The 26,451-nt window shown below is 53.2% G+C and carries 29 protein-coding genes and 3 tRNA genes; 14 read left to right on the plus strand and 18 right to left on the minus strand.

The window, feature by feature from the left end; genetic code table 11:
- The first annotated feature begins 41 nt into the window (after nucleotides 1–41).
- A complete protein-coding gene (locus PGR09_RS04635) occupies nucleotides 42–644 on the plus strand; it encodes a cupin domain-containing protein (RefSeq protein WP_047042770.1) in 603 nt (200 codons plus the stop codon).
- 101 nt (nucleotides 645–745) lie between these two features.
- Nucleotides 746–1,063 carry a putative quinol monooxygenase gene (locus PGR09_RS04640; RefSeq protein ID WP_045392507.1) on the plus strand — a complete coding sequence of 106 codons (318 nt, stop codon included), beginning with the start codon at nucleotides 746–748 and terminating at the stop codon, nucleotides 1,061–1,063.
- Between the two features lie 53 nt (nucleotides 1,064–1,116).
- Here the strand turns inward: PGR09_RS04640 and PGR09_RS04645 are convergent.
- From PGR09_RS04645 to PGR09_RS04655, 3 genes are all read right to left on the minus strand, one after another.
- Nucleotides 1,117–1,193: transfer RNA gene (locus PGR09_RS04645), tRNA-Val, on the minus strand.
- Between the two features lie 3 nt (nucleotides 1,194–1,196).
- A tRNA-Val gene (locus PGR09_RS04650) sits at nucleotides 1,197–1,273 on the minus strand.
- 3 nt (nucleotides 1,274–1,276) lie between these two features.
- Nucleotides 1,277–1,353, minus strand: a tRNA-Val gene (locus tag PGR09_RS04655).
- A 249-nt stretch (nucleotides 1,354–1,602) separates the two neighbouring features.
- On the opposite strand from PGR09_RS04655, the gene PGR09_RS04660 reads away from it, so the two are divergent.
- Nucleotides 1,603–2,172 carry a TIGR00730 family Rossman fold protein gene (locus PGR09_RS04660; protein WP_045392504.1) on the plus strand — a complete coding sequence of 190 codons (570 nt, stop codon included), beginning with the start codon at nucleotides 1,603–1,605 and terminating at the stop codon, nucleotides 2,170–2,172.
- An 85-nt stretch (nucleotides 2,173–2,257) separates the two neighbouring features.
- Here PGR09_RS04660 and mdtK read toward each other — a convergent pair whose 3' ends face one another.
- Nucleotides 2,258–3,631 carry an MdtK family multidrug efflux MATE transporter gene (gene mdtK, locus PGR09_RS04665; RefSeq protein ID WP_047064934.1) on the minus strand — a complete coding sequence of 458 codons (1,374 nt, stop codon included), beginning with the start codon at nucleotides 3,629–3,631 and terminating at the stop codon, nucleotides 2,258–2,260.
- Between the two features lie 230 nt (nucleotides 3,632–3,861).
- Between mdtK and PGR09_RS04670 the strand changes: the two genes are divergently transcribed.
- Entirely contained in the window at nucleotides 3,862–4,497 is a 636-nt protein-coding gene (locus tag PGR09_RS04670; RefSeq protein ID WP_315710227.1) for a riboflavin synthase subunit alpha, read from the plus strand.
- A 52-nt stretch (nucleotides 4,498–4,549) separates the two neighbouring features.
- Here PGR09_RS04670 and cfa read toward each other — a convergent pair whose 3' ends face one another.
- Nucleotides 4,550–5,698 (minus strand): cyclopropane fatty acyl phospholipid synthase, encoded by a 1,149-nt coding sequence (gene cfa, locus PGR09_RS04675; protein ID WP_045392498.1) that lies wholly within the window; start codon nucleotides 5,696–5,698, stop codon nucleotides 4,550–4,552.
- A 298-nt stretch (nucleotides 5,699–5,996) separates the two neighbouring features.
- Nucleotides 5,997–7,181, minus strand: a complete 1,185-nt coding sequence (punC, locus tag PGR09_RS04680) for a purine nucleoside transporter PunC (protein ID WP_047042780.1) — start codon at nucleotides 7,179–7,181, stop codon at nucleotides 5,997–5,999.
- A 112-nt stretch (nucleotides 7,182–7,293) separates the two neighbouring features.
- On the opposite strand from punC, the gene punR reads away from it, so the two are divergent.
- Entirely contained in the window at nucleotides 7,294–8,205 is a 912-nt protein-coding gene (gene punR / locus PGR09_RS04685) for a DNA-binding transcriptional activator PunR (protein ID WP_047077699.1), read from the plus strand.
- A 20-nt stretch (nucleotides 8,206–8,225) separates the two neighbouring features.
- Here the strand turns inward: punR and purR are convergent, their stop codons facing one another.
- Nucleotides 8,226–9,251 carry an HTH-type transcriptional repressor PurR gene (gene purR / locus PGR09_RS04690; RefSeq protein WP_015366884.1) on the minus strand — a complete coding sequence of 342 codons (1,026 nt, stop codon included), beginning with the start codon at nucleotides 9,249–9,251 and terminating at the stop codon, nucleotides 8,226–8,228.
- 295 nt (nucleotides 9,252–9,546) lie between these two features.
- Between purR and PGR09_RS04695 the strand changes: the two genes are divergently transcribed.
- Nucleotides 9,547–9,636 carry a YnhF family membrane protein gene (locus PGR09_RS04695; protein WP_032705726.1) on the plus strand — a complete coding sequence of 30 codons (90 nt, stop codon included), beginning with the start codon at nucleotides 9,547–9,549 and terminating at the stop codon, nucleotides 9,634–9,636.
- A 159-nt stretch (nucleotides 9,637–9,795) separates the two neighbouring features.
- Nucleotides 9,796–10,962 (plus strand): MFS transporter, encoded by a 1,167-nt coding sequence (locus PGR09_RS04700; protein WP_015366882.1) that lies wholly within the window; start codon nucleotides 9,796–9,798, stop codon nucleotides 10,960–10,962.
- Between the two features lie 50 nt (nucleotides 10,963–11,012).
- On the opposite strand, the gene sodB is transcribed toward PGR09_RS04700, so the two are convergent.
- Nucleotides 11,013–11,594: a superoxide dismutase [Fe] gene (gene sodB, locus PGR09_RS04705; RefSeq protein WP_015366881.1), complete on the minus strand. Its 582-nt coding sequence runs from the start codon at nucleotides 11,592–11,594 to the stop codon at nucleotides 11,013–11,015.
- A 478-nt stretch (nucleotides 11,595–12,072) separates the two neighbouring features.
- Between sodB and PGR09_RS04710 the strand changes: the two genes are divergently transcribed.
- A complete protein-coding gene (locus tag PGR09_RS04710) occupies nucleotides 12,073–12,528 on the plus strand; it encodes a helix-turn-helix domain-containing protein (protein WP_047077700.1) in 456 nt (151 codons plus the stop codon).
- Here the strand turns inward: PGR09_RS04710 and PGR09_RS04715 are convergent.
- Nucleotides 12,525–13,400 carry a C40 family peptidase gene (locus PGR09_RS04715; protein WP_047077701.1) on the minus strand — a complete coding sequence of 292 codons (876 nt, stop codon included), beginning with the start codon at nucleotides 13,398–13,400 and terminating at the stop codon, nucleotides 12,525–12,527. The two genes, PGR09_RS04710 and PGR09_RS04715, sit on opposite strands and share 4 nt — an antisense overlap.
- A 339-nt stretch (nucleotides 13,401–13,739) precedes the next feature.
- Between PGR09_RS04715 and PGR09_RS04720 the strand changes: the two genes are divergently transcribed.
- On the plus strand, nucleotides 13,740–14,087 hold the full coding sequence (locus PGR09_RS04720) for a Grx4 family monothiol glutaredoxin (RefSeq protein WP_045392486.1): 348 nt from the start codon (nucleotides 13,740–13,742) through the stop codon (nucleotides 14,085–14,087).
- A gap of 51 nt (nucleotides 14,088–14,138) precedes the next feature.
- On the opposite strand, the gene rnt is transcribed toward PGR09_RS04720, so the two are convergent.
- From rnt to PGR09_RS04740, 4 genes are all read right to left on the minus strand, one after another.
- Nucleotides 14,139–14,783 (minus strand): ribonuclease T, encoded by a 645-nt coding sequence (gene rnt / locus PGR09_RS04725; RefSeq protein WP_045392483.1) that lies wholly within the window; start codon nucleotides 14,781–14,783, stop codon nucleotides 14,139–14,141.
- Nucleotides 14,784–15,049: 266 nt separating this feature from the next.
- Entirely contained in the window at nucleotides 15,050–15,457 is a 408-nt protein-coding gene (gloA, locus tag PGR09_RS04730; protein WP_045373539.1) for a lactoylglutathione lyase, read from the minus strand.
- 79 nt (nucleotides 15,458–15,536) lie between these two features.
- On the minus strand, nucleotides 15,537–16,634 hold the full coding sequence (locus tag PGR09_RS04735) for an alkene reductase (protein WP_045392480.1): 1,098 nt from the start codon (nucleotides 16,632–16,634) through the stop codon (nucleotides 15,537–15,539).
- Nucleotides 16,635–16,686: 52 nt separating this feature from the next.
- Nucleotides 16,687–17,286, minus strand: a complete 600-nt coding sequence (locus PGR09_RS04740) for a TetR/AcrR family transcriptional regulator (protein ID WP_045392477.1) — start codon at nucleotides 17,284–17,286, stop codon at nucleotides 16,687–16,689.
- Between the two features lie 134 nt (nucleotides 17,287–17,420).
- On the opposite strand from PGR09_RS04740, the gene PGR09_RS04745 reads away from it, so the two are divergent.
- The 3 genes from PGR09_RS04745 to sodC all read left to right on the plus strand — a co-directional run bounded on the left by PGR09_RS04745 (nucleotide 17,421) and on the right by sodC (nucleotide 19,200).
- A complete protein-coding gene (locus PGR09_RS04745; protein WP_161801910.1) occupies nucleotides 17,421–17,663 on the plus strand; it encodes a DUF1289 domain-containing protein in 243 nt (80 codons plus the stop codon).
- A gap of 48 nt (nucleotides 17,664–17,711) precedes the next feature.
- Nucleotides 17,712–18,608: an aldo/keto reductase gene (locus PGR09_RS04750; RefSeq protein ID WP_045392474.1), complete on the plus strand. Its 897-nt coding sequence runs from the start codon at nucleotides 17,712–17,714 to the stop codon at nucleotides 18,606–18,608.
- Between the two features lie 70 nt (nucleotides 18,609–18,678).
- Complete coding sequence (gene sodC, locus PGR09_RS04755) at nucleotides 18,679–19,200, plus strand: superoxide dismutase [Cu-Zn] SodC (RefSeq protein ID WP_015366871.1); 522 nt, start codon at nucleotides 18,679–18,681, stop codon at nucleotides 19,198–19,200.
- Here the strand turns inward: sodC and PGR09_RS04760 are convergent.
- The 3 genes from PGR09_RS04760 to PGR09_RS04770 are packed head-to-tail and all read right to left on the minus strand — an operon-like array spanning nucleotide 19,193 to nucleotide 22,360.
- Nucleotides 19,193–21,217: an FUSC family protein gene (locus tag PGR09_RS04760; RefSeq protein ID WP_316422193.1), complete on the minus strand. Its 2,025-nt coding sequence runs from the start codon at nucleotides 21,215–21,217 to the stop codon at nucleotides 19,193–19,195. The two genes, sodC and PGR09_RS04760, sit on opposite strands and share 8 nt — an antisense overlap.
- Complete coding sequence (locus tag PGR09_RS04765; protein ID WP_045392466.1) at nucleotides 21,217–22,113, minus strand: efflux RND transporter periplasmic adaptor subunit; 897 nt, start codon at nucleotides 22,111–22,113, stop codon at nucleotides 21,217–21,219. The genes PGR09_RS04760 and PGR09_RS04765 overlap by 1 nt, the downstream gene beginning before the upstream one ends.
- Nucleotides 22,114–22,123: 10 nt before the next feature.
- A complete protein-coding gene (locus PGR09_RS04770) occupies nucleotides 22,124–22,360 on the minus strand; it encodes a DUF1656 domain-containing protein (protein WP_015366868.1) in 237 nt (78 codons plus the stop codon).
- Nucleotides 22,361–22,532: 172 nt separating this feature from the next.
- On the opposite strand from PGR09_RS04770, the gene slyA reads away from it, so the two are divergent.
- On the plus strand, nucleotides 22,533–22,973 hold the full coding sequence (gene slyA, locus PGR09_RS04775; RefSeq protein ID WP_020078997.1) for a transcriptional regulator SlyA: 441 nt from the start codon (nucleotides 22,533–22,535) through the stop codon (nucleotides 22,971–22,973).
- Nucleotides 22,974–23,010: 37 nt separating this feature from the next.
- On the opposite strand, the gene PGR09_RS04780 is transcribed toward slyA, so the two are convergent.
- Together PGR09_RS04780 and slyB are read right to left on the minus strand one after the other, a co-directional pair.
- Nucleotides 23,011–24,366 (minus strand): MASE4 domain-containing protein, encoded by a 1,356-nt coding sequence (locus tag PGR09_RS04780; protein ID WP_430915851.1) that lies wholly within the window; start codon nucleotides 24,364–24,366, stop codon nucleotides 23,011–23,013.
- Between the two features lie 223 nt (nucleotides 24,367–24,589).
- Nucleotides 24,590–25,057, minus strand: a complete 468-nt coding sequence (gene slyB, locus PGR09_RS04785) for an outer membrane lipoprotein SlyB (protein WP_045392464.1) — start codon at nucleotides 25,055–25,057, stop codon at nucleotides 24,590–24,592.
- Between the two features lie 264 nt (nucleotides 25,058–25,321).
- On the opposite strand from slyB, the gene anmK reads away from it, so the two are divergent.
- Nucleotides 25,322–26,446: an anhydro-N-acetylmuramic acid kinase gene (gene anmK / locus PGR09_RS04790; RefSeq protein WP_047077704.1), complete on the plus strand. Its 1,125-nt coding sequence runs from the start codon at nucleotides 25,322–25,324 to the stop codon at nucleotides 26,444–26,446.
- Nucleotides 26,447–26,451: the final 5 nt, after the last annotated feature.

The following is a 26,451-nucleotide window of genomic DNA, read 5'->3' on the forward strand; positions in this document are numbered from 1 at the left end:
CATAATCCTGTAACGACTGATTTAGAGCATAATATCGACCGATGAACGACAAAGTCAATATAACGACCGATAATAACAACGATCTAAGCCGCATTAATGAGGCGGTATCGCGGCGTATTAAGCAGTTTCGACGCGAAAAGAAGATCTCTCTCGACGAGCTTTCCCGTCGCGCAGGCGTCAGTAAAGGGATGCTGGTGGATATCGAAGGGTGTCGGGCGAATCCCAGTATCGCGATGTTGTGCAAAATCGCTGCGGCGATGGGGGTGTCGGTGGCGGAGTTTGTCAACGTCGCCAGTGAACCGATGGTCCATCTTATCGACCGTGACGCAATTCCGATATTATGGCGCGGCGAGCAGGGCGGCAGCGCCAGACTGCTGGCCGGCACCAGCGGACCGGATATGCTTGAGCTCTGGCAGTGGCGGATGCTGCCTGGCGAATCGTTCCGTTCGCCGGGGCACCCGGCCGACACCTACGAACTGCTATACGTGACCGAGGGGCAGCTCACCCTGACGGTGAATAATGACCAATATCAGGTGGCAGAGGGATGTTCTGCGGTAGCGCGTACTGATGCGCCGCATGAATATTGTAATGTTAGCCAGTTGCCCGTCGTCTTTACCATGACGGTGTATGAGAAAGGGCGCTGACGCGGACTCTGGCGTAATTCTGGCTTCACCACTACGCTCAATAATTCACTCCCTGGATAGAGATAGTATCCAGGGGAACGCGGTGAGCCAGAGGAAGCCTTATGAGTGAAGTCAAAATTGTTGCCACGCTGACCCCTTATCCTGAATATATCGATACCATCAGAAATGCGGCATTAGCCATGGTGCCGCCGACGCACAGAGAAGCAGGGTGCCTGCAATACGACCTGCACGAAAGCCGGGAGATCCCTGATGTCAGGCAGCTTTCCCAACAAGGAAAGATCTCATTTGTGTTTATTGAGCGTTGGCGTTCGGAAGACGATCTGAAACAGCACGTTGCGATGCCCTATCATGATGATTTTCTGGCGATACTGGACGGTAAACTGGAGAGTATTCAGGTACAGCGATTGATGGCGTTGTAGATAAAAGCAAGAGGAAAAAAGAGAAGTGCGCACCAAATCAATAATGATTGAAATGGTGCGTCCGAGTGGACTCGAACCACCGACCCCCACCATGTCAAGGTGGTGCTCTAACCAACTGAGCTACGGACGCAAATGGTGCGTTTAATTGGACTCGAACCAACGACCCCCACCATGTCAAGGTGGTGCTCTAACCAACTGAGCTATAAACGCAAATGGTGCGTTCAATTGGACTCGAACCAACGACCCCCACCATGTCAAGGTGGTGCTCTAACCAACTGAGCTATGAACGCAATGTTGTGGTGACAACGGGGACGCATATTAACGGCAGGGAGGCCATGTGGCAAGAGGCAAACGTCACTTTTCTTGCAGAATAGACGCGTTTGCAGAACTTTTATCCATGTCGCCCATATTTTACTGATGATAAAGGATATTTCTTCAGCAATATCCCGCTTCGTTGCGTTTTTCTGCCCGGATTGGCAGGGGAGACGCTCACCGACTTTATGCTAGAGTGTGCGGCAAATAAACGACGGAGCGCAGTAATGAAAGCAATTGGCATTTTTTGTGGTTCTTCTACCGGGGAAAACCCGATTTATCAGGTTTACGCGCAACAGGTTGGCAAGGCGCTGGCGCAAGCCGGGGTGGAGCTCGTGTATGGCGGCGGCAAAGTGGGACTCATGGGCGCCGTAGCGGACGCGGCATTAGAACACGGCGGGCGGGTCATTGGCGTGATGCCGCGCGGGCTGGTGGAGCGCGAAATTGCGCATAGCGGATTAAGCGAGCTGCATGTCGTTGAGAATATGCATGAGCGTAAAAACAAAATGTCGCTGCTGGCGGACGGCTTCATTGCCATGCCGGGCGGAGCCGGAACGCTGGAAGAAATTTTTGAACAGTGGACCTGGGCGCAGCTCGGTATTCATGAAAAACCCTGTGCTTTTCTGAATGTGAACGGCTATTACAATCCGCTGCAGGCGATGGCGGAAAAAATGGCCGCCGAAGGGTTTATGCACCGCCGCTATGCTGAGATGCTGACTTTTAGCGATGATGTGCAGGAGATTTTGACCGCATTCCACCGCTATGAGCCGCCGCAGCGCAAATGGCTTGCGAAGTAGCGCTATTTTTAAGTCGATTTATTATTTAACGCCAAAAAAAGGGCAAACCGCGTCAACGGCTTGCCCTTTTATTTAGCATTTTTGGTTAGCGCGCTGCGCGCTGCAGGATAATGCTGGACGGCTGACGCTGCAGGAAGCGCATGCGCAGCATCATCATGATGGCAGCGGAGGTCAGGCCGATGATAAAGCCGCACCAGAAGCCCGCAGGCCCCATCCGCGGCACCACAATATCGGTCAGCGCCAGCAGATAACCGCTTGGCAGCCCCAGTACCCAGTAAGCGGTGAAGGTAATAAAGAAGATCGACCGCGTATCTTTATAACCGCGCAGAATACCGCTGCCGATCACCTGAATGGAGTCGGAAATCTGATAAATCGCCGCCAGCAGCATCAGCTGTGAGGCCAGTAGCACCACCTCAGGGTTATCGTTGTACAGCAGGGCAATCTGCTTACGCATCAGGATCGTGAAAATCGCGGTGATCATTGCCATGCAGACGCCCACGCCGACGCCGGTACGCGCGGAGGTCTGGGCATCCAGCGTCGAGCCCTGGCCGAGACGAAAGCCAACGCGAATGGTCACCGCCGCCGCCAGCGAGAGCGGAAGAACGAACATCAGCGAACTGAAGTTGAGCGCGATTTGATGCCCTGCGACATCGATAATTCCCAATGGCGAAACCAGCAGCGCCACAACTGCGAACAGCGTGACTTCAAAAAACAGCGCCAGCGCGATTGGCAACCCCAGCTGTACCAGCCGTTTTAATACCGAAAAATCAGGTTTACTGAAACGCTCAGCGCAGCGGATATCGCGCATTGAGCGCGCGCGGCGTACCCAGGTCAGCATGCTGGCAAACATCACCCAGTAGACCGAGGCGGTCGCGACCCCGCAGCCGATACCGCCAAGCTCCGGCATGCCGAAATGACCATAGATAAAAATGTAGTTCACAGGAATGTTGACCAGCAGGCCGATAAAACCCATCACCATTCCGGGTTTGGTTTTTGCCAGCCCTTCGCACTGGTTACGCGCGACCTGGAAAAACAGATATCCCGGCGCTCCCCACAGCAGCGCACGCAGATAACCCACCGCTTTGTCGGCAAGCTGCGGGTCGATGTTGTGCATCGAGCTAATGATATAGCCTGCGTTCCACAGCACCACCATCACCAGTACGGAGACAAAGCCCGCCAGCCAAAAGCCCTGGCGTACCTGCTGGGCGATACGATCGCGGCGGCCGGATCCATTGAGTTGAGCGATAACCGGCGTTAGCGCCAGCAGCAGACCGTGGCCGAACAGGATGGCAGGTAGCCAGATCGAGGTGCCGATAGCCACGGCGGCCATATCGGTTGCGCTATAGCCGCCGGCCATCACCGTATCGACAAAACCCATCGCCGTCTGGGCGACCTGCGCCAGAATGACCGGGATAGCCAATGCTAATAACTGACGCGCTTCTATAAAGTACTTCTGCACGTGAACACCTTTATATTGTTGTTATTTTGAGACTAAAAAAGCCGCCTTAAATGGCAGCAAGAAGAAAAAACAGGAGGAATTTCCAGTCTATTGTAGCGAGGATTAGCCATTAAGCCAGTGAAAAAATGGTGGGGGCACGATGCGCGCTGGCAACCTGTTTGGTCAACTGTTATTGTTCCGCGTATATATAACGGTAATGATACCGTCACGATTCTCAACAGGAGCAAAGTATGTTTACTGGTATTGTACAGGGGACTGCGAAAGTGGTGTCCATCGATGAGAAACCGAATTTCCGCACCCACGTGGTGGAGCTGCCGGCGCATATGCTCGACGGCCTGGAGACCGGTGCTTCGGTGGCGCACAATGGCTGTTGCCTGACCGTTACCGAAATTGACGGCCCGCGAATCAGCTTTGATTTGATGAAAGAGACGCTGCGTATCACCAATCTTGGCGCTATCCATGAAGGCGATATGGTCAACGTTGAGCGAGCGGCGAAATTCAATGATGAAATCGGCGGCCATTTGATGTCCGGCCATATTATGACCACCGCCGAAGTCGTTAAAATCCTCACCTCGGAAAACAATCGCCAGATTTGGTTTAAGGTACAGGACCCGGCGCTGATGAAATATATCCTGTATAAAGGGTTCATTGGCGTGGACGGTATTAGCCTGACGGTTGGCGAGGTGACCCCGACTCGTTTCTGCGTGCATCTGATCCCCGAAACGCTGCAGCGTACGACGCTTGGGGTGAAAAAACTCGGCGATAAAGTGAATATCGAAATCGATCCGCAGACTCAGGCGGTGGTGGATACCGTGGAACGCGTGCTGGCGGCAAAAGAAGCGGCGCAAAAAAGCGCGGAAGAATAATTAAAAAAGCCCCCGTAGAAGCGTATTTCTGCGGGGGCTTTTTTTAGCGAGTCTAGCGGGCTACGCGCAGGCCGTGTTCAACACCACGCGAGAAGACGACCTGCCAGAGCTGAATATCGCGGGCGCGGAAGGCACCGGCGCAGGCATTCAGATAATAGGTAAACATGCGTTTGAAACGGTCCGAATAGTTATCGGCAATATCCGGCCAACTGGCAAGGAAACGCTCGTACCAGGCCATCAAGGTGGTGTCATAATCGGCGCCAAAGTTATGCCAATCTTCCATCACAAAATGCTTCTCGCTGGCATCGGCGATATGGCGTACCGACGGCAGGCAACCGTTAGGGAATATATATTTATTAATCCACGGGTCGACGTTGTGATCGGTAATTTTTGAGCCAATGGTGTGCAGCAGAAAACGACCGTTTGGTTTTAAATTACGATCGACAACTTCAAAATAAGTGGCGTAATTTTTAGGCCCTACGTGCTCGAACATCCCGACGGAGACGATGCGGTCAAAACTTTCGTGGAGATCGCGATAGTCCTGCAGCAGAATATTGACATCTAATCCCGCGCAACGCTCTTGCGCCATTTTTTGTTGTTCAGCCGAAATGGTCACGCCCGTCACGCTGACGTTATAGTTTTTGGCCATGTAATAGGCCAACCCACCCCAACCGCAACCGATATCCAGCACTTTCATTCCAGGCTCAAGCTGCAGTTTGCGACAAATAAGATCTAATTTATCCTGCTGCGCCTGCTCCAGATTTTCGGCCTCTTTCCAGTATCCGCAGGAATATTGCATATAGGGATCGAGCATGCGGTGGAAAAGGTCGTTGCCTAAATCGTAGTGTTCTTTACCAACAATCCAGGCGCGTTTTTTGCTTTGCAGATTGAACAGACGAGCGCCAGCGATACGTAGCGTATCTTTGAAGTGGCGGGGGAGTTGCTTATCCAGCCCGGCGCGCAATACCTTGTGAAAGAATATATCCAGGCGTTCGCATTCCCACCAGCCGTCCATATAGCTTTCGCCTAATCCGAGAGACCCTTCCTGTAACACGCGTTTAAAAAAGAGCGGGTTTTTTACCCGGATATCGGAGGGTGCGGAACCATTGATTTCAATTCCGGCACGGCCCAATAATTCAGCTGCAATCCGGTACCAATCATCGTTTGGTACACTTACTTCTTCTATACACGATGAACTCATAGCTTCTCCATCACGCCCAAGTGATCAGAACCTTAAAACAGCGTAGACGCTTTTTTGGCTTTGTGAGAAATCTCACGAAAAAATCGTGAGGGTGCTATCCGACGTAGAACAGAGGAAGGGAGATAACCCTTGCCGAAAGGCCTTCCATGGTTAAACGGGCTGCGTCCTGCCCCCGTTAATATCTAAAAAACTTTCTATTTATGTGATGCCGGATCCAGTATAGGCCGCTAAAAACCGCCTTTCAATAAAAATATATTAGCAGGCTAATGACTGGTCCGGGATATCCTTTAAAAATTCATCAAGCGTGAGATGATTCGCTCACTAACTGTACGCGTCGTTGCTGCATCCAGAAACCGATGCCTGCCAGGACGATGGAAATCAGCATCACGCTGGTGGTGGTCAGAAGCGGAGTGGCGATAAGGCTTGAGACCAGCAGGCTTGCCAGGAAGCACAGGCCAAGCTGCAGCGTATTCTGCAGGGCGGCGGCGCGGCCGGTCGCCTGTGGAAAAGGTTTCAGCGCCTGGGCGACAACGATAGGGTAAATGCCGCCATTCACAATCGCCATAATGCAAAACGGAACCATTAACGCAACCAGCGACGGATGATCCTGTATTCCGGCAAGCCAGGTCGCGGCTACGCTCAGCGAAAAAACAACCAGCAGCCAGGGCAGCATCTGATGACCCTGCCATTTTTGCAGCGCCGCGCGGCAGCCGTAACCGCCGATCAGGAAGGCGATAGTTTGCGGCACGTAGCTAAGACCAATCACCGTCGGACCATAGCCCATTTCATGGAGGATAAATGGCGAACCGGTGAGCCAGGCGAAGAAGCTGGCGGAACACGCCGCATAAATGAGCACGTTACCGCTATATTCACGTGAACGCAGCAGGGACATAAAGGTAAGTTTCTGCTGGGTTTCGCCAGCAGGTTTGACGACCGCCTTCAGACGAAAAGCCGGTAGCATCAACAGTATGGTGATAGCGAACAGGGTGGCGAAGATAGCCTGCCATTCCAGATGGACTAACAGCCAACTGCCGAGTAACGGCGCCAGCGCCGGAGAGAGCCCGACCAGCGGCATGATCGTCGCGAAAATGCGGTTGGTGCGCTGGGCCGGATAGTAGTCGGTCACCATCGCCTGCCAGGTCACCGCGGCGGCGCATACGCCAATCGCCTGGACAAAACGCAGTACCAGCATCAGCGTCGCATCGCGTACCCACAGCATCCCAAGGCAGCCAAGAGCGAAGATAGCCAGCCCGGCGAGCAGAATCGGTTTCCGACCATAGCGGTCCGACAGCGGCCCCCAGAACAGCTGGCCGATCGCGAAGCCCGCGAGGAATAAGCTCAGGCTGGCGCTAACCGATGCGGCAGAGGTGTTGAGGTCTTGCTGAATGGCGGCAAAGGCCGGTAGATACATGTCGGTGGCCAGAAAGCCAAGCACGCTCAGGCCGCCCAGCCACACTAAAAATCCTTTCCCAGGTTGTTGCATAACGTTCTCTTTCTACTGATGCAGGTACGATGCCGCAGAGTGTAGGGAGTGTAATCCGCCTTGTGAAACGCTATTATTTGTCACATGCATTCAAAAATTTTGCAGGCAGAATATGTGGTCTGAATATTCCTTAGAAGTGGTTGATGCTGTGGCGCGTAACGGGAGTTTCAGCGCCGCGGCGCAGGAGTTGCACCGTGTACCTTCGGCGGTGAGCTACACGGTGCGACAACTGGAGGAGTGGCTTGCGGTTCCGCTTTTTGAACGTCGCCATCGTGATGTTGAATTGACCCCCGCCGGGCACTGGTTTTTGCAGGAAGGACGTTCTGTTATCAAAAAAATGCAGATCACCCGCCAGCAGTGCCAGCAGATTGCTAACGGCTGGCGTGGCCAGCTGTCGATTGCGGTGGACGATATCGTTAAACCGGCGCGGATGCGCCAGATGATCGTTGATTTTTATCGCCATTTTAGCGATGTCGAACTGATCGTTTTTCAGGAAGTTTTCAACGGCGTCTGGGATGCGTTAGCCGATGGGCGGGTAGAATTAGCTATTGGCGCGACGCGTTCGATTCCGGTGGGCGGGCGCTACGCTTTCCGCGATATGGGGATGCTGAACTGGCACTGTGTCGTCGCCAGCAGCCATCCGCTGGCGCAGATGGAAGGGCCGCTCAGCGATGACGTGTTGCGCAACTGGCCGTCCCTGGTGCGCGAAGATACCTCACGTTCGCTGCCGAAGCGCACAACCTGGCTGCTGGATAACCAGAAGCGGGTGGTGGTGCCGGATTGGGAATCTTCAGCCACCTGTCTTTCGGCAGGATTGTGCGTCGGGATGGTGCCTGGCCACTTTGCCCGCCCGCATATCGATAGCGGGGAGTGGACGGCTTTGACGCTGGAAAACCCATTCCCGGATGCCGCCTGCTGCCTGACCTGGCAACAAAGCGATACCTCACCCGCTTTGAGCTGGCTACTTGACTATCTTGGCGACAGCGAAACGTTGAATCGGGAGTGGTTGCGGGCGCCGGAATAACCGGCGCCGGGGGGAGGGCGTTAGCGGCGATAATCGACGAACGGGCCGTCGGCAACCGAGCGGCGCTCGATAAGACGCGGATGTACCTCGATGGACTGCGACTCTTCACGTTTATTAACAATGCGATCGAGCAGCATATTGAATGCCGCTTCCCCGAGCGAGTCCTTTGGCTGATGTATAGTGGTCAGCGCCGGGCTGAAGTAGCGGGCGTTACGCACGTTATCATAGCCGATCAGCGAAATGTCCTGCGGTACGCGCAGGCCCATTTCGTCGGCGGCGCAGATAGCGCCCATCGCCATGATGTCGCCGCCGCAGAACACGGCGGTTGGGCGGTGCTGCTGATTGAGGATCTGCTGCATGGCGCGGTAGCCGGATTCCGGTTCAAAGTCGCCCTGAACAATCCAGTTTTCCGGCACATTGATATGCGCTTCTTTCATCGCCTGCATGAAGCCTGCCAGGCGTCCGGCACCGGTGTTACGCTCAAGCGGGCCCGGAATAACGCCAATTTCGCGGTGGCCGCGTTCAATCAGGTAACGGCCGGCGATATAGCCGCCTTCAAAGGCATTATCGATAACCGAGTCGGTAAAGTCCGCTTTGGCTTCGCCCCAGTCCATCACCACCATCGGGATATGACGATACTCTTCAAGCATACTGAGTACGGACTCCGGGTACTCGGAACACATCACCAGCAGGCCGTCAACGCGCTTTTGCGCCATCATAGACAAGTAGGCGCGCTGTTTTTCCGGATCGTTCCAGGCGTTGCCCAGAATCAGGGTATAGCCTTTCTGGAAGCAGCTTTTTTCTACGGATTCGATAATTTCAGCGAAATAGGCCGCTTCGCTACTGGTGGCCAGCAGACCGATCGATTTAGTGTGATTGACTTTCAGGCTGCGAGCCACGGCGCTTGGCGAATAGTGGAGTTCTTTAATTGCCGCCCACACCGCATTGCGCGTCTCTTCCGCAACGAAACGGGTTTTGTTAATCACATGTGACACAGTTGTAGTGGAAACGTTTGCGCGTTTCGCTACATCTTTAATAGTTGCCATTACTTCTCACTCCAGACCTTGACCTGATCGTCTGATTATCGATACGTAAACGTTTGCCTATACACACCCTGTATACAATGATCAACATTGCAACACCTGGGAAAACGACACAGAACGACAGGAAGGGGTCAATGGCCGATACGCTTTCAAATTAGCGTGGGATTTTGTCCTATCTCGCGGCAAAGGGGAAGAGCAAAAATGTGCATCACTCTAAATCCGGGAAGATTTTTGCATATTTTTGTGCAAAAATGAGCAAGCTCACTTTCTATGTGGGGATAATCAGGGGAGAAAATTGATGGACACAAATTTAAAGTTTTCGCTGACAACGACGGTTATTGTTCTGGGTCTGATCGTCGCCGCCGCGTTGACCGCGGTACTGCACTGATTCCAGCAGGGAGGGGGCTTCCCCTCCCATCCCGCCATTATTAGCAGATCTGCAAAAATCTTTTGTCATTTCGTTTACTTCTGTTTTTCTGTGATTGATGTCATGCTTTTGGCTTCTGATGTAATGCCGTGTCCTGAATCGGCCTGATGGAGTCTCTGAATGAAAATCAACTTTCCCTTACTCGCGTTGGCGATCGGTGCCTTTGGTATCGGTACCACCGAGTTTTCCCCGATGGGATTACTGCCGGTTATCGCCAAAGGCGTAGATGTTTCTATTCCGGCCGCGGGGATGCTGATTAGCGCCTATGCCATTGGCGTGATGGTTGGCGCGCCGTTAATGACGTTACTGCTGTCGCATCGCGCTCGCCGCAATGCATTGATCTTCCTGATGGGGATCTTCACCCTCGGCAACGTGCTCTCTTCTATTGCGCCGGATTACACGACGCTACTGCTGTCGCGCATTATCACCAGCCTCAATCATGGCGCGTTCTTTGGCCTTGGCTCGGTCGTTGCCGCAAGCGTGGTGCCAAAACACAAACAGGCCAGCGCGGTCGCGACCATGTTTATGGGGCTGACCATTGCCAATATCGGCGGCGTACCGGCTGCCACCTGGCTTGGTGAAACCATCGGCTGGCGAATGTCGTTCCTGGCCACGGCGGGTCTGGGGTTAATTGCGATGGTAAGCCTGTGGTTCTCCCTGCCGAAAGGTAGCGCCGGCGAGCGTCCGAACGTGAAGCGCGAGCTGTCGGTATTAATGCGGCCTCAGGTACTCTCTGCGCTGTTGACCACCGTGCTGGGCGCCGGGGCAATGTTCACGCTGTATACCTACATTTCTCCGGTACTGCATACCATCACCAACGCTTCACCGCTGTTTGTTACCGCCATGTTGGTATTAATCGGCGTCGGTTTCTCGCTTGGCAACTATCTGGGCGGTAAGTTTGCCGACCGTTCAGTCTCCGGCACTTTGAAAGGATTCCTGTTGTTGTTGATTGCCATCATGTTGGCTATTCCGCTGCTGGCGCAATCGCAACTGGGTGCTGCCGTCAGCATGGTCGTGTGGGGCGCGGCAACCTTCGCGGTGGTTCCGCCGCTGCAGATGCGGGTAATGCGCGTAGCGCACGAAGCGCCGGGTCTGTCATCATCGGTGAATATTGGCGCTTTCAACCTCGGTAACGCGTTGGGCGCGGCGGCGGGCGGCGCGGTGATATCCGGCGGTCTCGGGTATGCTTTTGTGCCGGTGATGGGGGCGATTATTGCCGGGCTGGCGTTGGCGGTGGTGCTGTTTGGCGGGCGTTCTCAACCAGAAGAAGCATTAGCGAATAACTAAGTCGCACTAAGAAAAAACCGCAGCGGGGTAACCCTGCTGCGGTTTTGTTTTTATGCTGCCAGGTTAGCGGCAACAAATTTCCAGTTTACCAGCGCCCAGAAGTGTTCCAGATAATTAGGACGGGCATTGCGGTAGTCGATGTAGTAGGCGTGTTCCCAGACATCAACGGTCAGCAGCGGCGTCGCATCGGTAGTCAGCGGAGTGCCGGCGTTGCTGGTGGAGACGATAGCCAGGCTGCCGTCTGCGTTTTTAACAAGCCAGGTCCAGCCTGCGCCGAAGTTTTTTGCCGCGGCATCGGTGAATTTCGCTTTAAAATCAGCGAAGCTACCGAAAGATTTGTTAATCGCTGCGGCCAGTTCGCCTTCCGGCTCACCGCCGGCGTTCGGCGCCAGGCAGTTCCAGTAGAAAGTGTGGTTCCAGACCTGCGCTGCGTTATTGAAGACGCCGCCTTCAGAAGAGCGAACGATCTCTTCCAGAGATTTGCCTTCAAAAGCGGTGCCTTTGATCAGGTTGTTGAGGTTGGTCACGTAGGCCTGGTGATGCTTACCGTAATGGTATTCCAGGGTTTCAGCGGAAATGTGCGGCGCCAGGGCGTCTTTTGCATATGGTAATGCAGGTAATTCGAACGACATTGCTACTCTCCTTATAACTTTTTGTTTTTTCTCACATTAATTAGGTGAAGATTCACCTGAATACAGTATTTACTGTGTAACGCTGTCGCGAGTGTTACATGTTATTGTGTTGAGAATGTTAACATTTGCTGAAGTCAGTTAAAAGACTTACAACAATAAAGGTTATTCATTGCTAACGCGACTGATTAAGCCTTCGCCAGTCTGGCGCATGGCGAGCGATATGATTCGCAAATTCCCCATCGACGCGCCTGCCTACGACTAAAACGCTTCGTATCTTCACCGCCTGTTATCTTTTTAGATCGCTATAAAACATTAGCTTGCGAGCATTATGCGTAATGGGAATGACTTTCATGCCCAATAATCATTAGGATTAATTTTAATTGTATGACAAATATAATTGTCTCTGCAGGCAACGGACCTCGGAGTAAGAAATCGTTATTGAACAAGCATAAAGCTCATAATTGATGGATGAAAAGAGATGGCGCACAAACATGAAATGGTCAGTGAACATATCATTCCGATCGTCATAGATATTATCGAATGGATCGAAGACAACATTTTTACCGCGCTCCCCGTTACCGCGATCTCGCGAAAATCGGGTTATTCGCACTGGTACTTTCAGCGTCAGTTCGCGCTGATTACCGGTTATACGCTGGGAACGTATGTGAGTCGACGCAAAATGACCATTGCCGCCGGCATTCTCAAACAGACGAAGGATTCGGCGCTGAGTATCTCATTGCTGCTCGGGTTTGAAGGCCAGGCGACATTCTGCCGTACTTTCCGTCGTCATTTTGGTATGTCGCCGACCAGTTATCGCCGTCACCCCGCGCTACTGGAGGAACGTATGCAGTATCCGCTGAATCTGCAAGAGGAGGGGAATGTACAGCAGAACGGTATGCCGCCGCAGCGGCAAACCGGGATCGGCGTTTCTTAACGAATGGTTTTTGGCGTCATCACGCGGCGCGCGCCGACGTAGTGGCGAACCCAGTAATCTTCGCTTAAAGAGGTTATCTGGATGTCACGGCCGGTACGCGGCGACTGGATAAACTTTCCGTTTCCAACGTAAACGCCAACGTGGTCGGCGGTGCCGCGTCCGCGGGTGCGGAAGAAGACCAGGTCGCCGCTTTGCAGTTCATCGCGGTCAACCGGGCGGGCATCGCGCAGGTGATACATTTCGTTAGCGGTGCGCGGAATATGAATTTTAACCAGATCTTTATAGGCGTAATAAACCAGCCCGCTACAGTCAAAACCGGTGCGCGGAGAGGAGCCTCCCCAGCGGTAAGGCTTGCCTAGCTGATCCATGAGTTTATTCATCGCGGTGCTTTGCGCTTTTTGCACCCGGGCTTTGTGCGCATCGGCAATCGTCAGATTCGGTTCATCGGCAACAGGTTTACAGCGCTTTTTGTAGCCTTTACGCACCACGCATTTGCTTTTTACGCTGTTTAACGCCAGCGTCGTTGCTTCGCTGGAGGTTACCGTTTTCGCACACTGCTTTTTATAACCTTTGCGCAACACGCATTTTTTGCTGGCGCCGGCGGCTTGACGATTAAGTGCGGTTTGGCTTGCTGCGGTAGTACGGGTAGGGTGCTTTGCGCTTGAGGTTTTTTTACGGGTAGTTTTAGCGGTGGATTTAGATTTATTCTGTGCCGCTTTCTTCTTACGCTCGGCGGTGGAGCCTTTCGCCGGATGCGCCTTCGGCGTAGCCGAAGCGTGCGTATGCCCTGAAGCATGCGCCAATGGCGTAAGCGAGATAGATGTAAACAGTAATGCACAGAGCGATATCGCGATTTTATTGAGCCGCGCCACTGAGCAATCCCCTGATTAAATTACAGACATATACCAATGCCTGACGGTGAATGACAAACCGGAATGATTCTAAAGCATAAAAAGCCAGAAAGTTAATACTCTTTTGTATCTAAAATGTCGTTTGGTTAACGATTGCAAAAAAATAAGTCAGAGAATCGCCGACCCGTACAGAAAGTGCGCAATTCGCCTCGCGGCGGCGTTACAAAGTGATATTTTTAAGGCAACTTCAGACGACAGAAGATAAAATGTGGTGAGTGAAAAAAATGTTATTATCGGTCCTGCGTCCAGGACGCTACAATGACAAATTACTGCCGTAAAGATGTTTAAGGAAGCACGACAATGAGCACCACTTTAGAAACGATCCAACGTCAAATCGCTGAAAACCCAATTCTGCTGTACATGAAAGGCTCTCCGAAACTGCCGAGCTGCGGTTTCTCCGCTCAGGCAGTGCAGGCGCTTTCCGCTTGCGGCGAACGTTTTGCCTACGTAGACATTCTGCAGAACCCGGATATTCGCGCTGAACTGCCGAAATACGCTAACTGGCCGACCTTCCCGCAGCTGTGGGTTGACGGCGAACTGGTTGGCGGTTGCGACATCATCATCGAAATGTATCAGCGCGGCGAACTGCAGCAGCTGATTAAAGAAACGGCTGCCAAGCACAGCGCTGACGAGCCGAAAGCAGAGTAATTCTTCGCTGCAAAGAAAAAGCGACTCCCCGGAAGTCGCTTTTTTTATGGCTTATGCTTCGATCGGCGCTAGCGGCCAGCCGCCAAGGCGCTTCCAGCGGTTGACGATTTCGCAGAATAGCTGGGCGGTTTGCTCGGTATCGTACAACGCGGAATGGGCCTTGCTGCCGTCAAACTCCATTCCTGCGGCGATGCAGGCTTTAGATAATACGGTTTGCCCTAAGGCCAGCCCGCTCAGCGCGGCGGTATCGAAGGTCACGAAAGGGTGGAACGGATTGCGTTTCAACCCGGCGCGCTCGGCGGCGGCCATCGTGAAGCTGTGATCGAAAGTCGCGTTATGCGCCACCATTATCGCCCGGCTGCAATCGCTCTCTTTCATCCCTTTGCGGACCATCTTAAAAATAGCGTGCAGCGCATCGTATTCGCTTATCGCGCCGCGTTCAGGATCGTTTGGGTTAATTCCATTGAAAGCCAGCGCTTCTGGCTGCAGGTTGGCCCCTTCGAAGGGAGCCACGTGAAAATGCAGCGTTTCGTCCGGCATTAGCCAGCCCTGCTCATCCATCTTCAACGTAATAGCGGCGATCTCCAGCAGGGCGTCGGTTTTGGCATTAAACCCGGCGGTCTCAACATCAATCACCACTGGGTAAAAACCGCGAAAACGGCCGCACAGACCATTAAGTTGAGCGTTCTCGGACATCAGATTCTCTTAGCTGGAAAAAAGTAGCGCGCATTATGGCAAATTTTGCCGCGGCTTGCAGCAGGAAGGGAGAAAACATCGGGCGCGAACGCGCCCGATGAAATTGATGATAAACGTCATGCAATCAGTGGGATTTCAGATTGCATTAGACAAATAACAAGGAAAATCAATTTATTGATTTTCGGCTGATAACCACAAAGAAGGAAAAACCACGCTGTTTCCTTCTTTGTCAGCAGCCTGACGGGCGCGAATGCGCCCGAATTAACTTAGTTGCCGAGACCTTTTCCGGCATCTTTCTCTTCGATCAGCTCAATTTTGTAGCCGTCCGGATCTTCAACAAAAGCGATAACCGTGCTGCCGCCTTTCACCGGACCTGCCTCGCGAGTGACATTGCCGCCGTTCTGACGAATACGTTCGCAGGCTTCCGCCGCGTTATCGACGCTCAGCGCAATGTGGCCATAGGCGGTACCGAGCTCGTAGCTATCAACGCCCCAGTTATAGGTCAGTTCGATAACCGCGGTATCGCTCTCTTCGCCGTAGCCGACGAAAGCCAGCGAGTATTTGTACTCAGGGTTTTCGCTGGTACGCAGCAGCTTCATGCCCAGCACGTTGGTATAAAACTCAATAGAACGTTGCAGGTCGCCAACGCGCAGCATGGTGTGAAGTAAGCGCATAATTTCCCCTATGCAGTTTGTTTTGATACATCAGAGTCTTGAGTATAGCGGCGATGGTACGCCGCTATCAATGGAGGGATTACAGGGTTGGATAATCGGTATAACCTTCCGCGCCGCCGCCGTAGAAGCTTTCCGGGCGCTGCGGGTTCAGCGCCGCTTTCTTCTGCAGACGCGCCACCAGATCCGGGTTGGCGATGTAATCGCGGCCAAAGGCCACGGCATCGATCAGTCCTTTATTGATAAGGTCGTTGGCTTTCTCCACCGTGTAGGCGCCAGCACCGATAATCGCGCCCGGGAAACGATCGCGAACTTTCTGGCGGAATTCGTCGCTATACGGTTGACCGCCGGCCCAGTCTGGTTCGGACATATGCAGATAAGCGATACCGCGTTTCGCCAGTTGCTCAATAAGATAGAGCGCATCGGCTTCTTCGTTCGGGCCGTTATCGACGTTCTGGAAACTACCGATTGGCGACACGCGAATGCCGATACGGTCGGCGCTCCACTCTTTGCTGACGGCATCGACCACTTCCAGCACCAGACGAGCGCGGTTTTCAACGCTACCGCCGTACTGGTCGGTACGCTGGTTAGAAGAAGGCGACAGGAACTGGTGCAGCAGATAACCGTGCGCGGAGTGCAGCTCTACCAGATCGAAACCCACATCGCGGGCATTGCCTACCGCCTGACGGAAGTCATCAACGATGCCTGGGATTTCGTCCGTTTCCAGCGCGCGCGGCATCGATGTATCGACGCGAATGGCATGACCGTTTTCATCACGCAGCGAAGTACGCGTGCCTGCGCTCAGCGCCGATGGCGCAACCGGCGCGGCGCCGCCTGGCTGCAGACTGTTATGAGAAATACGCCCGGTGTGCCACAGTTGCACGGCGATATGACCATTTTCAGCATGAACGCCAGCGGTGATTTTTTGCCATGCGGCCATTTGCTCTGGGCTATGCAGGCCCGGCGCGCCGGCATAGCCTTTCGCCTGGGCGGAAATTTGCGTCGCTTCGGTGATAATCAGGCCGGAGCTGGCGCGCTGACGATAGTACTCAGCCATCAGCGGAGTAGGGATATCGCCAGGTTCGATGCTGCGCAGACGGGTCAGCGGAGCCATAAATACGCGGTTAGGTACGGTCACCGCACCGACTTTTAACGGGCTGAACAATTTAGATTCTGACATAATGACTCCTGAGTAGACCGGTCGTCTTGTAACTGGTTAAATAAAACGCCTGTTAAACCGCAGGCGCTGCAATGATCTGTTTGGCGTGAGCAAGGGCGCTTTCCAGCGGCGTTGCGCTACGCGTAATTTTGGCCTGTAAATTGGCTCCCAACCACAACGAGTACAGCACCTGTGAAAGGGTAATTGCTTCCCCCTCAAACAGCAGGCTACCCTCCAGGCGGCCTTTTTCCAGCGCTTCGCCCAACAGGGCGATAATCTGGCTGGCGCCTTTATCCATGGCGGTACGCATATCTTCCGACAAGTCGCACACCTCTGCCGACAGCTTCACGGTTAAGCAACCGCTGATAATGCCCTGTTGGCAAAACTGATTCAGCGTGTGCTGATAGTAGGCCAGCAGTCGGTCGCGGTAGTTGCCTTCGCCATGGTCAAAATGGTCAACCAGGCGCTGCAGATAGCCGGTGTAGTGATGTTCAAGCAACGCGACGCCGAAGGCTTCTTTTGAGCGAAAGTAGTGATAGAAAGAGCCTTTCGGCACTTCCGCGGTTTTCAGAAGTTCACTTAAGCCCATTCCGGTAAAACCACGATGCATGCATAGTTGTTCGCCGGTGACGAGGATGTGTTCTCGGGTATCGCATTCGCTGTGTCTGTTCATGGGGCACACTGTAGTAGACCGATTGGTCTAATGCAAGCAAAATGATCATTCTGCGAGGATAACAAACCAACAAAAGTTGCGCGCGAGCGGCAGAGCGTCTTCAATGAGAGACAGAGAGAATAAACGGGAGAGCGGTGGTGGCAGAGCAGCTTGAGTTTTTCCCGGTACAGAGTCCGTGCCGGGGAATATGTCAGTCCGATGAACGCGGTTATTGTCGCGGCTGTTTTCGTAGCCGTGATGAGCGCTTCAATTGGCAAAAGCTGAGCGATGCGCAAAAACAAGAGGTCCTGCGTCTGTGCCGCCAGCGTTTACTGCGTAAAATTCGCGCGGCTAAGCAGGCGCCCGCGGAAGAACCGCAGCAACCCTCACTGTTTTGAAGACAAATATGCGTATACTCAGAACACTTTTTTGTCGAGGAAGCGTTTATGGTTCAGCGTATTGCTATGGCTCCGCAGGGGCCGGAATTTTCACGTTTTGTTATGGGTTACTGGCGGCTAATGGACTGGAAAATGTCCACAGACGCGTTGGTTGGTTTCATTGAGCAGCACCTGGATCTAGGAATTACTACCGTCGACCACGCCGATATCTACGGCGATTACCAGTGTGAAGCCGCTTTTGGCGAAGCGATGAAGCGAGCGCCGCACCTGCGTAGCCGTATGGAAATCGTTAGCAAGTGTGGGATTGCGACTAAAGCGCGTGCGGAAAATACCATTGGTCACTATATCACCGATCGCGACCACATCATTCTTAGCGCCGAACAATCGCTGCGCAATCTGGCGACCGATCATCTCGATTTACTGCTGATTCATCGCCCGGATCCGCTGATGGATGCCGACGAAGTCGCAGAGGCTTTCCTCGCGCTACATCATAGTGGGAAAGTGCGCCACTTTGGCGTATCTAACTTTACGCCGGCGCAGTTTACGCTATTACAATCGCGTCTGCCTTTCACCCTGGCTACTAACCAGGTCGAGATCTCACCGGTACATCAGCCTCTATTGCTTGACGGTACCCTCGATCAGCTCCAGCAGTTGCGCATTCGACCGATGGCCTGGTCGTGTCTCGGCGGCGGACGCCTGTTCAATGACGAGAGCTTCCAACCGCTGCGCGACGAGCTGGCGCAAATTGCCCAGGAGCTCAATGCAGATAGCATTGAGCAAGTCGTCTATGCGTGGGTGCTGCGCCTGCCGTCGAAACCGCTGCCGATTATCGGCTCGGGCAAAATCGAGCGCGTGCGCTCGGCGATTGTGGCGGAAAAACTGCCTATGACGCGCCAGCAGTGGTTCCGCATTCGTAAAGCGGCGCTGGGTTACGACGTTCCTTAAACCATCTTACGCCTCCGGATGCCGCTACCTGGTTTACACTTATCAGGGATACAGCCAATCCGGAGGTGTTATGCAACGATGTTTACTCGCTATTTTCACTCTCGCATTTTGCGCTGGCGCGCAGGCCGCCAGTGAAGATGTCTCCCTTAATCTTGTCACCAGCCAGAGCGTTGGCCAGGCCGTCGGTAGCGTTAAAATTACTGAAACCGACAGAGGCCTTGAATTTACTCCTGATTTACGCGCGCTTCCGCCGGGCAAACACGGTTTTCATATCCACGCTGAGGGAAGCTGCCAGCCGGCGATAAAAGACGGTAAAGCGGTCGCCGCCGGCGCGGCGGGCGGTCATTTCGATCCGCAACATACCGGTAAGCATGAAGGGCCGCTGGGCGCAGGGCATCTTGGCGATCTTCCACTGCTGGTGGTCAACGACGATGGGGTGGCTAACCAACCGGTTATTGCCCCGCGCCTGAAAACGCTCGCGGAAGTGAAGGGCAAAGCGCTGATGGTTCATGTCGGCGGCGATAATATGGCCGATAGCCCGCAGCCGCTGGGCGGCGGCGGCGAGCGTTTTGCCTGCGGGGTGATTAAGTAGTCCGTTCGGTAATGGTGCCGGCAATTGGCGCCTGTTCCAGCTGCGATAGCGAGCAGTATAACCGCCAGATTATCGCCGCCAGCTCTTTAGCCGCCGGCTGATGATGATGGTTAAGGGTATCGCAGATCCGCTGCAACTCCAGCAACGTCGAGGCAAGTGGACGTTGCTGGACGCCGCGTTCGCTCATGACGTCGCGAAGCAGGCTGATACACAAGTCGCGTACTTGTGAGAGGGGGTCTGAACGTGTCTCCCAATCACGTAGTTGCCACACGACATGCGAGCAGTTGAGCAGCACTACGCCCCAGCGCAGCAGCCAACGTCGCGCCAGCGCGTCCTGGCTGCTGCTCAACTGGCTAATGTGGTGATACACCAGAGACTCAAATTCGTGCTCGCTATGCTGCGGGCGGCGGCTCAACTGATCGACAAAGTGACGCCGTAACGCACGGATATGGCGGCGACTTTTCCGCGCATCTGAGCCGGGACTGATAACCGCAAAGGCAAGCCACGCCAGACCAACACCGATAATTTTGCCGAGATTATCATTAAGAAACGAGGCAAAGTCATAAACCGGAGGGTTGGTGACCGAAATAAACGATCCCATAAAGACGATTAACTGCCCCCATAGCCCAGCGAACTTCGGCATCTGGAGTTTCAATAACTGCATGGTGGTGAGCAGCGGGAACAGAAACAGTAAAAACTGCCACAGGTCGGTTATCTGCACCATTAAGCCAAACTTCACCACAAAACTGAACAGCGACAACAGCACCAGGGTACGCATCAATAAGGTGAGCGATTTAAATGGCGACGGCGATATTGAGTAGAGTACGCAGCTAATGGCGGCGAGGGTGAGCGCGGCGGCGCAGGCCTGCCATTGGGTGCTGATACCCCAGGCGCCCACGGCCACCAGCGCGCAGAAGGTACGTAAGCCGTTCCATAACGCTTCAGCCTGATCGGTATGACGCGACAGCGCCGGCGCCGAAGGGACGTTAAACTCGGTGATAGCGCTGGCGTTCTCGATGCGGCGGATCCAGCGGCTGCTTTCGAGATAGATACGACAGAAATAACGCAGCCGTTTCCAGAACGCCAGATGGCGATAGTTGGCGTTAGGGCCGGGGGCCAGCGGTACCAGAATCCGCGCCACGCTATAAACATTTGCGTGCGGATTGGCGAGCTCGCTGAGTAGCGTTTCGAGCACCGCTCGCGTATTGCCAGGCGCATCCGGCCAGTTCAATAACATTCTTCGCAGGCTGGAGATGACGCTGGTCATTCGCAACTGCTGATGAAGCAGATAATTCAGCAAGGGATTCTGCCGTCTGAAACGGTAGTGGCTCCAGAAGGCCTGGATACGCAGCAAATTCATGGTCAGGATCTGGCCGATGACGCTTTCATGGGCGCTACGAATCGCATCGGTGGTTTCCGGCACCCACAACAGGCTGGCATGCTCTAATAGCCGGGAATGCATATTCTTCAGTGCCGTCAGCAGCGTGACGCCATCTGAGGTACTGGGCAGGATCATCATCATGAACCCGCCGGACAATATCCCCACAATCACTTCACAAACTCGCGACTGAGCGATAGTCCACAGTTCATTCGCGTCGGCAACATTAATAACCGGGAAGGCGATAATTGCGCAGGTATAGCCTGCCAGTTGAAAAGCGTAGGCGACGTTATTGGTGAACATCGCGCAGGCCCAGGTACAGAGCGCAATCCAGGCTGAGATACTGAACAAGAATAGCCACGGGTCGTTAAGGGTATGGCCGGCCAGCAGCAGGGCGGCGCAGGCGCCGAGCAGGCTGCCGGCGATACGGCCAAAGCTCTTGCTGATAACGCCGCCAACTGTTGGGAAGCTGACGACCGCGGCGGAGGTCATTGCCCAGTAGGGCTCATCAAGATCCAGCGCATAGGCGATGCTAAGCGCCAGACACATCGCAATGCCGTTGCGTAACGCGTAGCGCCATTGCGGACGGCTGGCTTTAAACCACGGCAGTGATTGCCAGCGCAGAGCCTGCAGCTTCATTACTGTCCGCCAATCGATACGGTGCAAGTGGTACCTGAAACCAGCGTGACGTCCGCAGGCAGCTTATCGAACTCAATACGTACCGGTACGCGTTGCGCGAGGCGTACCCATGGAATGTTGGGTTTAATATTAGCGACCAGCGCCGAACCGCCTTCGACGCTCTGATCAACGATGGCGCGGCCGATGCTGGAAACGTGACCCTGTAACGTTTGTTTGCTGCTATAGAGAACGACCTGAGCGCTAGCGCCTTCGCGGATGTGACGCAGTTTGGTCTCTTCAAAATAACCCAGGACATAAAAAGAATGACTATCAACCAACGCAAATACCGGGTGGCCGACGGAGGCGTAATCTCCGACCCGCGTTGACAAATTAGTGATCCAGCCATCAACCGGCGCTTTGACCTCGGTTTGCGTCAGCTGCCACTGCGCATGTTCCAGCGCGGCTTGCGCCACGCCAACCACCGCTTTAGCCGCCTCATAAGTGGTATTGGCGGTATTCAAAGCGGTATTAACGGTTTCCATATCTTCAGCGGAGATGAAGTTTTGCGAAAGACTGCGGCGGCGAGTAACGTCGCTGGCGGCCTTGGTTTGCTCGGCTTTGGCTTTTGCCAGTTCCGCTTTGGCTTTTGCCAACTGCGCCTGAGCGTTTAAAACCGCAATGCGATAGGGGGTATCGTCAATGCGGAACAAAACGTCGCCGGCTTTGACCAACTGGTTGTCTTTAACATTCAACTGCAAAATACTGCCGGAAACCTGAGGCGTAATGCCGACCTGTTCGGCGCGAATTTTGCCATCCCGCGTCCATGGTGACTGAGTGTAGTAATTCCATACCAGCCAGGCGGCGATAATCGCAATAGCGGCAATAATTAAGGTTGAGAGATATTTTAGTTTCTTCATGAAATGAGCATCACAAGAGAGTCAGGAGAACCAGCGCCAGGCAAACGGCCAGCGCAAACAGGGAAAGGTCCATCAGCAGGGGATGCCAGATTTCGCCGGCGTACATCCAGTCGCGTAGCTGACGATGAACGATTAACCAGATAAAGAAACCAAGCACGACGGCTTTAAATAACGGGGGAAAATAGATAGAAGCGCCGAACACCAGGTCCTGTAGCGACAATCCGGGAGTGTTAAGACTCAGTTTCACAAGCAAAAATCCTTTGCCGTTGCAGGGATAATGTTCTTGGTGATGAATTAGTTCACATTGTAAATCATTGTCTTGAATTTAGTGAATCAAGTAATTCATTTGTTTTGGTAATTTAAATGCTGCACACTATTCTAAAAGCAGTATAATAACTTAGCAAGCTAATTATAAGGAGATGAAATTGGAATCGCCACTTGGTTCTGATCTGGCACGTTTGGTACGCGTTTGGCGCGCGCTGATCGACCATCGCCTAAAACCTCTGGAGTTAACGCAGACGCACTGGGTCACGCTGCATAACATTCATCAGCTACCTCCTGAGCAGTCGCAAATCCAGCTGGCCAAGGCTATTGGTATTGAACAGCCCTCTTTGGTGCGCACGCTGGATCAACTGGAGGAGAAAGGGCTTATTTCTCGCCAGACTTGTGCAAACGATCGCCGGGCGAAACGTATCAAGCTCACGGAAAAGGCGGAACCGCTGATCAACCAAATGGAAGACGTGATCGGCAAAACGCGTGATGAAATCCTTGCGGGTGTATCTAAGCAGGAAGTCGAAACGCTGCTCAACTTAATCCGTAAACTTGAAAACAATATCCTCGATCTTCAGGCAAAAGACTAGCCGGGAAAAGGGCTTTGCGTTCGCAAAGCCCTTTCTCTTATTCCTGCCAGACCACCACGCGATTGCGGCCACCGTTTTTCGCCGCGTACATAGCCGCATCCGCGCGTTTGACGCACTCTTCAGCCCCAATGTTGGAGCTCGAAACGGTGTAGACCCCCATACTAATCGTCATCCGTTCCGGCAGTGATGCCTGCCCGGCGCTGACCATCTGGCGAATTCGCTCGGCTATCGCCAGCGCATCATCAGCATCAGTATTTACCAGCAACAGGGCAAACTCCTCGCCGCCGATACGGGCGGCAATATCCTCACGGCGCACATGAGTTTGTAGTACGCTGGCGGCAAACTGAATTACCTTGTCGCCCTGAACATGGCCGTAGTTGTCATTGATGCGCTTAAAATGATCGAGATCGCTGACGATGACCGATAGCGGTCGTGTTGCTGAAGTCTGCGGTAGCAAACCGCTGAGCGTGTCGTAAAAGTAGCTGCGGTTGTACAGTCTGGTCAGCGGATCGCGGATAGAGTTCTGATACGAATTGATGTATTTGTTGTTAGAGTCGCGATAGAGAATAAAAACGTCACTTAACAGTACGAACAGCATAAATAACGTACTCAAAGTTTCGAACAGGCGCGCCTGATTCCAGGCGATAATATGCTGACTACCTGTCGCTGTGAGTAATACGTTTAGCGTAAATATATAGGCAGCACAGAAAAATGCGCCGCTATACCAGAAGATATTACGTAGCTTGGTTAGTATAACCAATAATATCAACGTAAATACCCAGGAGAAAAATAGCAGCCAGCCCATCCAGTTATGCCATAACGGAGTAAAAGTGTTGGTGATGTCGTCGATAAAATCGATGCTTAATAATGGGCTGTTACTGGAGTGTAACCACGATAAAATAAGAATAGTAGCGCTAAAAATAAAACATCCCGTCAATATTAAAGTATGCACGCCGGCCGCTTGATTAAGATACTGACGATAGCGGTATATAATAATGGCAGTGATGAACAACACGACCATCAAAATATTACGGAATGAGTAAAAAATCAGCGCGTCATTTTGTTTAACAATATATTCGCTGTTGCACAGTAGCCAGCCGGGATAGCTGCTCAGGGTGCCCAGCATCAGTAAGGCGGAGCTGGCAAAGGCGAAGGCGATAGGCATCAGATAGAGACGGCTTTTATCACACCAATACTTCATGCTCATGAAGCAAGAAATAGTAATGTGAAAAATCATTAATATAATTGTCAGCAAAGGAAAAAGTGGTGATGAAGTCGTAGGGATACGATTAACGATTGAATCAGATAGTATATCAATAGTAATAATTGCCAGGCTGCAGGCGATGATATAAGCAAATAAACGGTGCGATAATCGATTTAAATTCAGAGGCACAGGCAAACTCCCGCGATAAAAATGGGGGGGTAAAAACGACGCGCAGGTCGCTAAATGAGAAAATCCACTTCAGGCTAACGAATTAATTAACGGGGAATATTGCGCAAACGCAAGTTGCCGTGCAGAAATATCAATAATATTGATATATGTATGATGAATGTTTTGGTGGTAAATAATGAATCTGGAGAATTAATGCGGCCAATTAAGGCCGCATTAGAGAGGCTTAACGCGGGGAAACCGTCACTTGACTGCCGCTGCCGGCAATGGCTACGCGCTGACCAACGGAGAACGGGGTGCTGCCCTGTTTCTGAACCACCATGATGGTATTGCCGTCATCTTTGCGGATTTCCAGCTCAACGCCTTGCGTTTTGTTCATCGCGCCCTGTACGCCCTGACCGGCTACGCCGCCGGCAACCGCGCCTGCAGCGGTTGCAAGAGAACGACCGGTGCCGCCGCCAATGGTATTACCAAGGAAGCCACCGAGTACCGCGCCGCCAATCGCGCCGATAGCATTGCTGTCATCGCCGCTTTGGATCTGGACCGCACGGGTATGTACGATGGTACCGTAGGTCACGCTTTGCACCTGCTTGGCTTCTGATGCTGTGTAAACATCGCCAGATAGACCGCTGCTGCTGACGCAACCCGCCAGGGTTAAGCCAATCATCGAGACAGCCAAAACACGTAAAATCATTTATGAATCTCCTGTGTACCAAAAATGTTCCAGTGAACTTCCATGTGGTCAATTATATGGCATTTAAGCGTTCGCTGGCATAGCTTCCTTATGGACTGTTTAAAAATAATAAGGTTCGCTTTAACGACGAATAAACGTAAGTACTTTACCTAACAAATTGTCGCGGCAGAACTATTGTTAAAAAGTATTAGTGCGCCATAGCATTGAACCCTGCTTTATGATGCACTGATGGTTCTGCAAAAGTCATGGAATGAGGGTAGGCGTATGAAATCAGGTCGTTTTATTGGCGTAATGTCTGGCACCAGCCTTGATGGCGTAGATGTCGTTCTGGCGGCGATAAATGAAAATATGGTGGCGCAGCAGGCGAGCCTCTCGTACCCCATCCCGGTCAAACTGAAAGAAGAAATATTAGCGATTTGCCAGGGGCAGCAGCTGACCTTGTCGCAACTGGGACGTCTGGATACCCGTTTGGGGCGGCTTTTTTCGGATGCAGTATTAGCGCTGATGCGCCAGCAGAACCTTCAGCCTGAAGATGTTGTCGCCATCGGTTGCCATGGTCAGACTGTGTGGCATGAACCGACCGGCGATGCCCCGCACACCATGCAAATAGGCGATAACAACCAGATCGCTGCGCATACCGGCGTGACCGTTGTGGGGGATTTCCGCCGCCGCGATATGGCGCTTGGCGGTCAGGGCGCGCCGCTTGTCCCGGCCTTCCATGAGGCTCTGTTGGCGCACCCGGTTGAAAGGCGCATGGTGCTTAACATCGGCGGCATTGCCAACCTCTCGTTGCTGGTTCCGGGGCAGCCGGTACGCGGTTATGACACCGGGCCGGGGAATATGCTGATGGACGCCTGGATCTGGCGCCAGTGCGGTAAACCCTATGATAAAGACGCGCAATGGGCCAGTGAAGGCAAAGTCTTACTACCACTTCTGCAGGATATGTTAAGCGACCCCTGGTTCGCGTTACCCGCGCCGAAGAGCACCGGTCGTGAGTATTTCAACTATGGTTGGCTGGAAAAGCATCTGGCGCGCTATACCCATCTGCGGGGGCAGGATGTTCAGGCCACGCTGACAGAACTGACCGCGGTGTCCATCAGTGAGCAGGTTTTGTTAAGCGGCGGCTGCGAGCGTTTGTTAGTTTGCGGCGGCGGGGCGCGGAATCCGCTGTTGATGGCGCGTCTGGCGGCATTGCTGCCAGGGACTGAAGTCACGACCACCGATGACGCCGGTATCAGCGGTGACGATATGGAAGCGTTGGCCTTTGCGTGGCTGGCGTGGCGTGCGCTTGCCGGTCTGCCGGGGAATCTTCCCTCCGTCACCGGCGCCAGCGAAGCGACAATTCTTGGCGCCATCTATCCCGCGAATCGAGCGCAGAATCAGAGTTAACTGAA

It is taken from the genome of Klebsiella sp. 141251, assembly GCF_050600725.1.
GTDB lineage: Bacteria > Pseudomonadota > Gammaproteobacteria > Enterobacterales > Enterobacteriaceae > Klebsiella > Klebsiella aerogenes.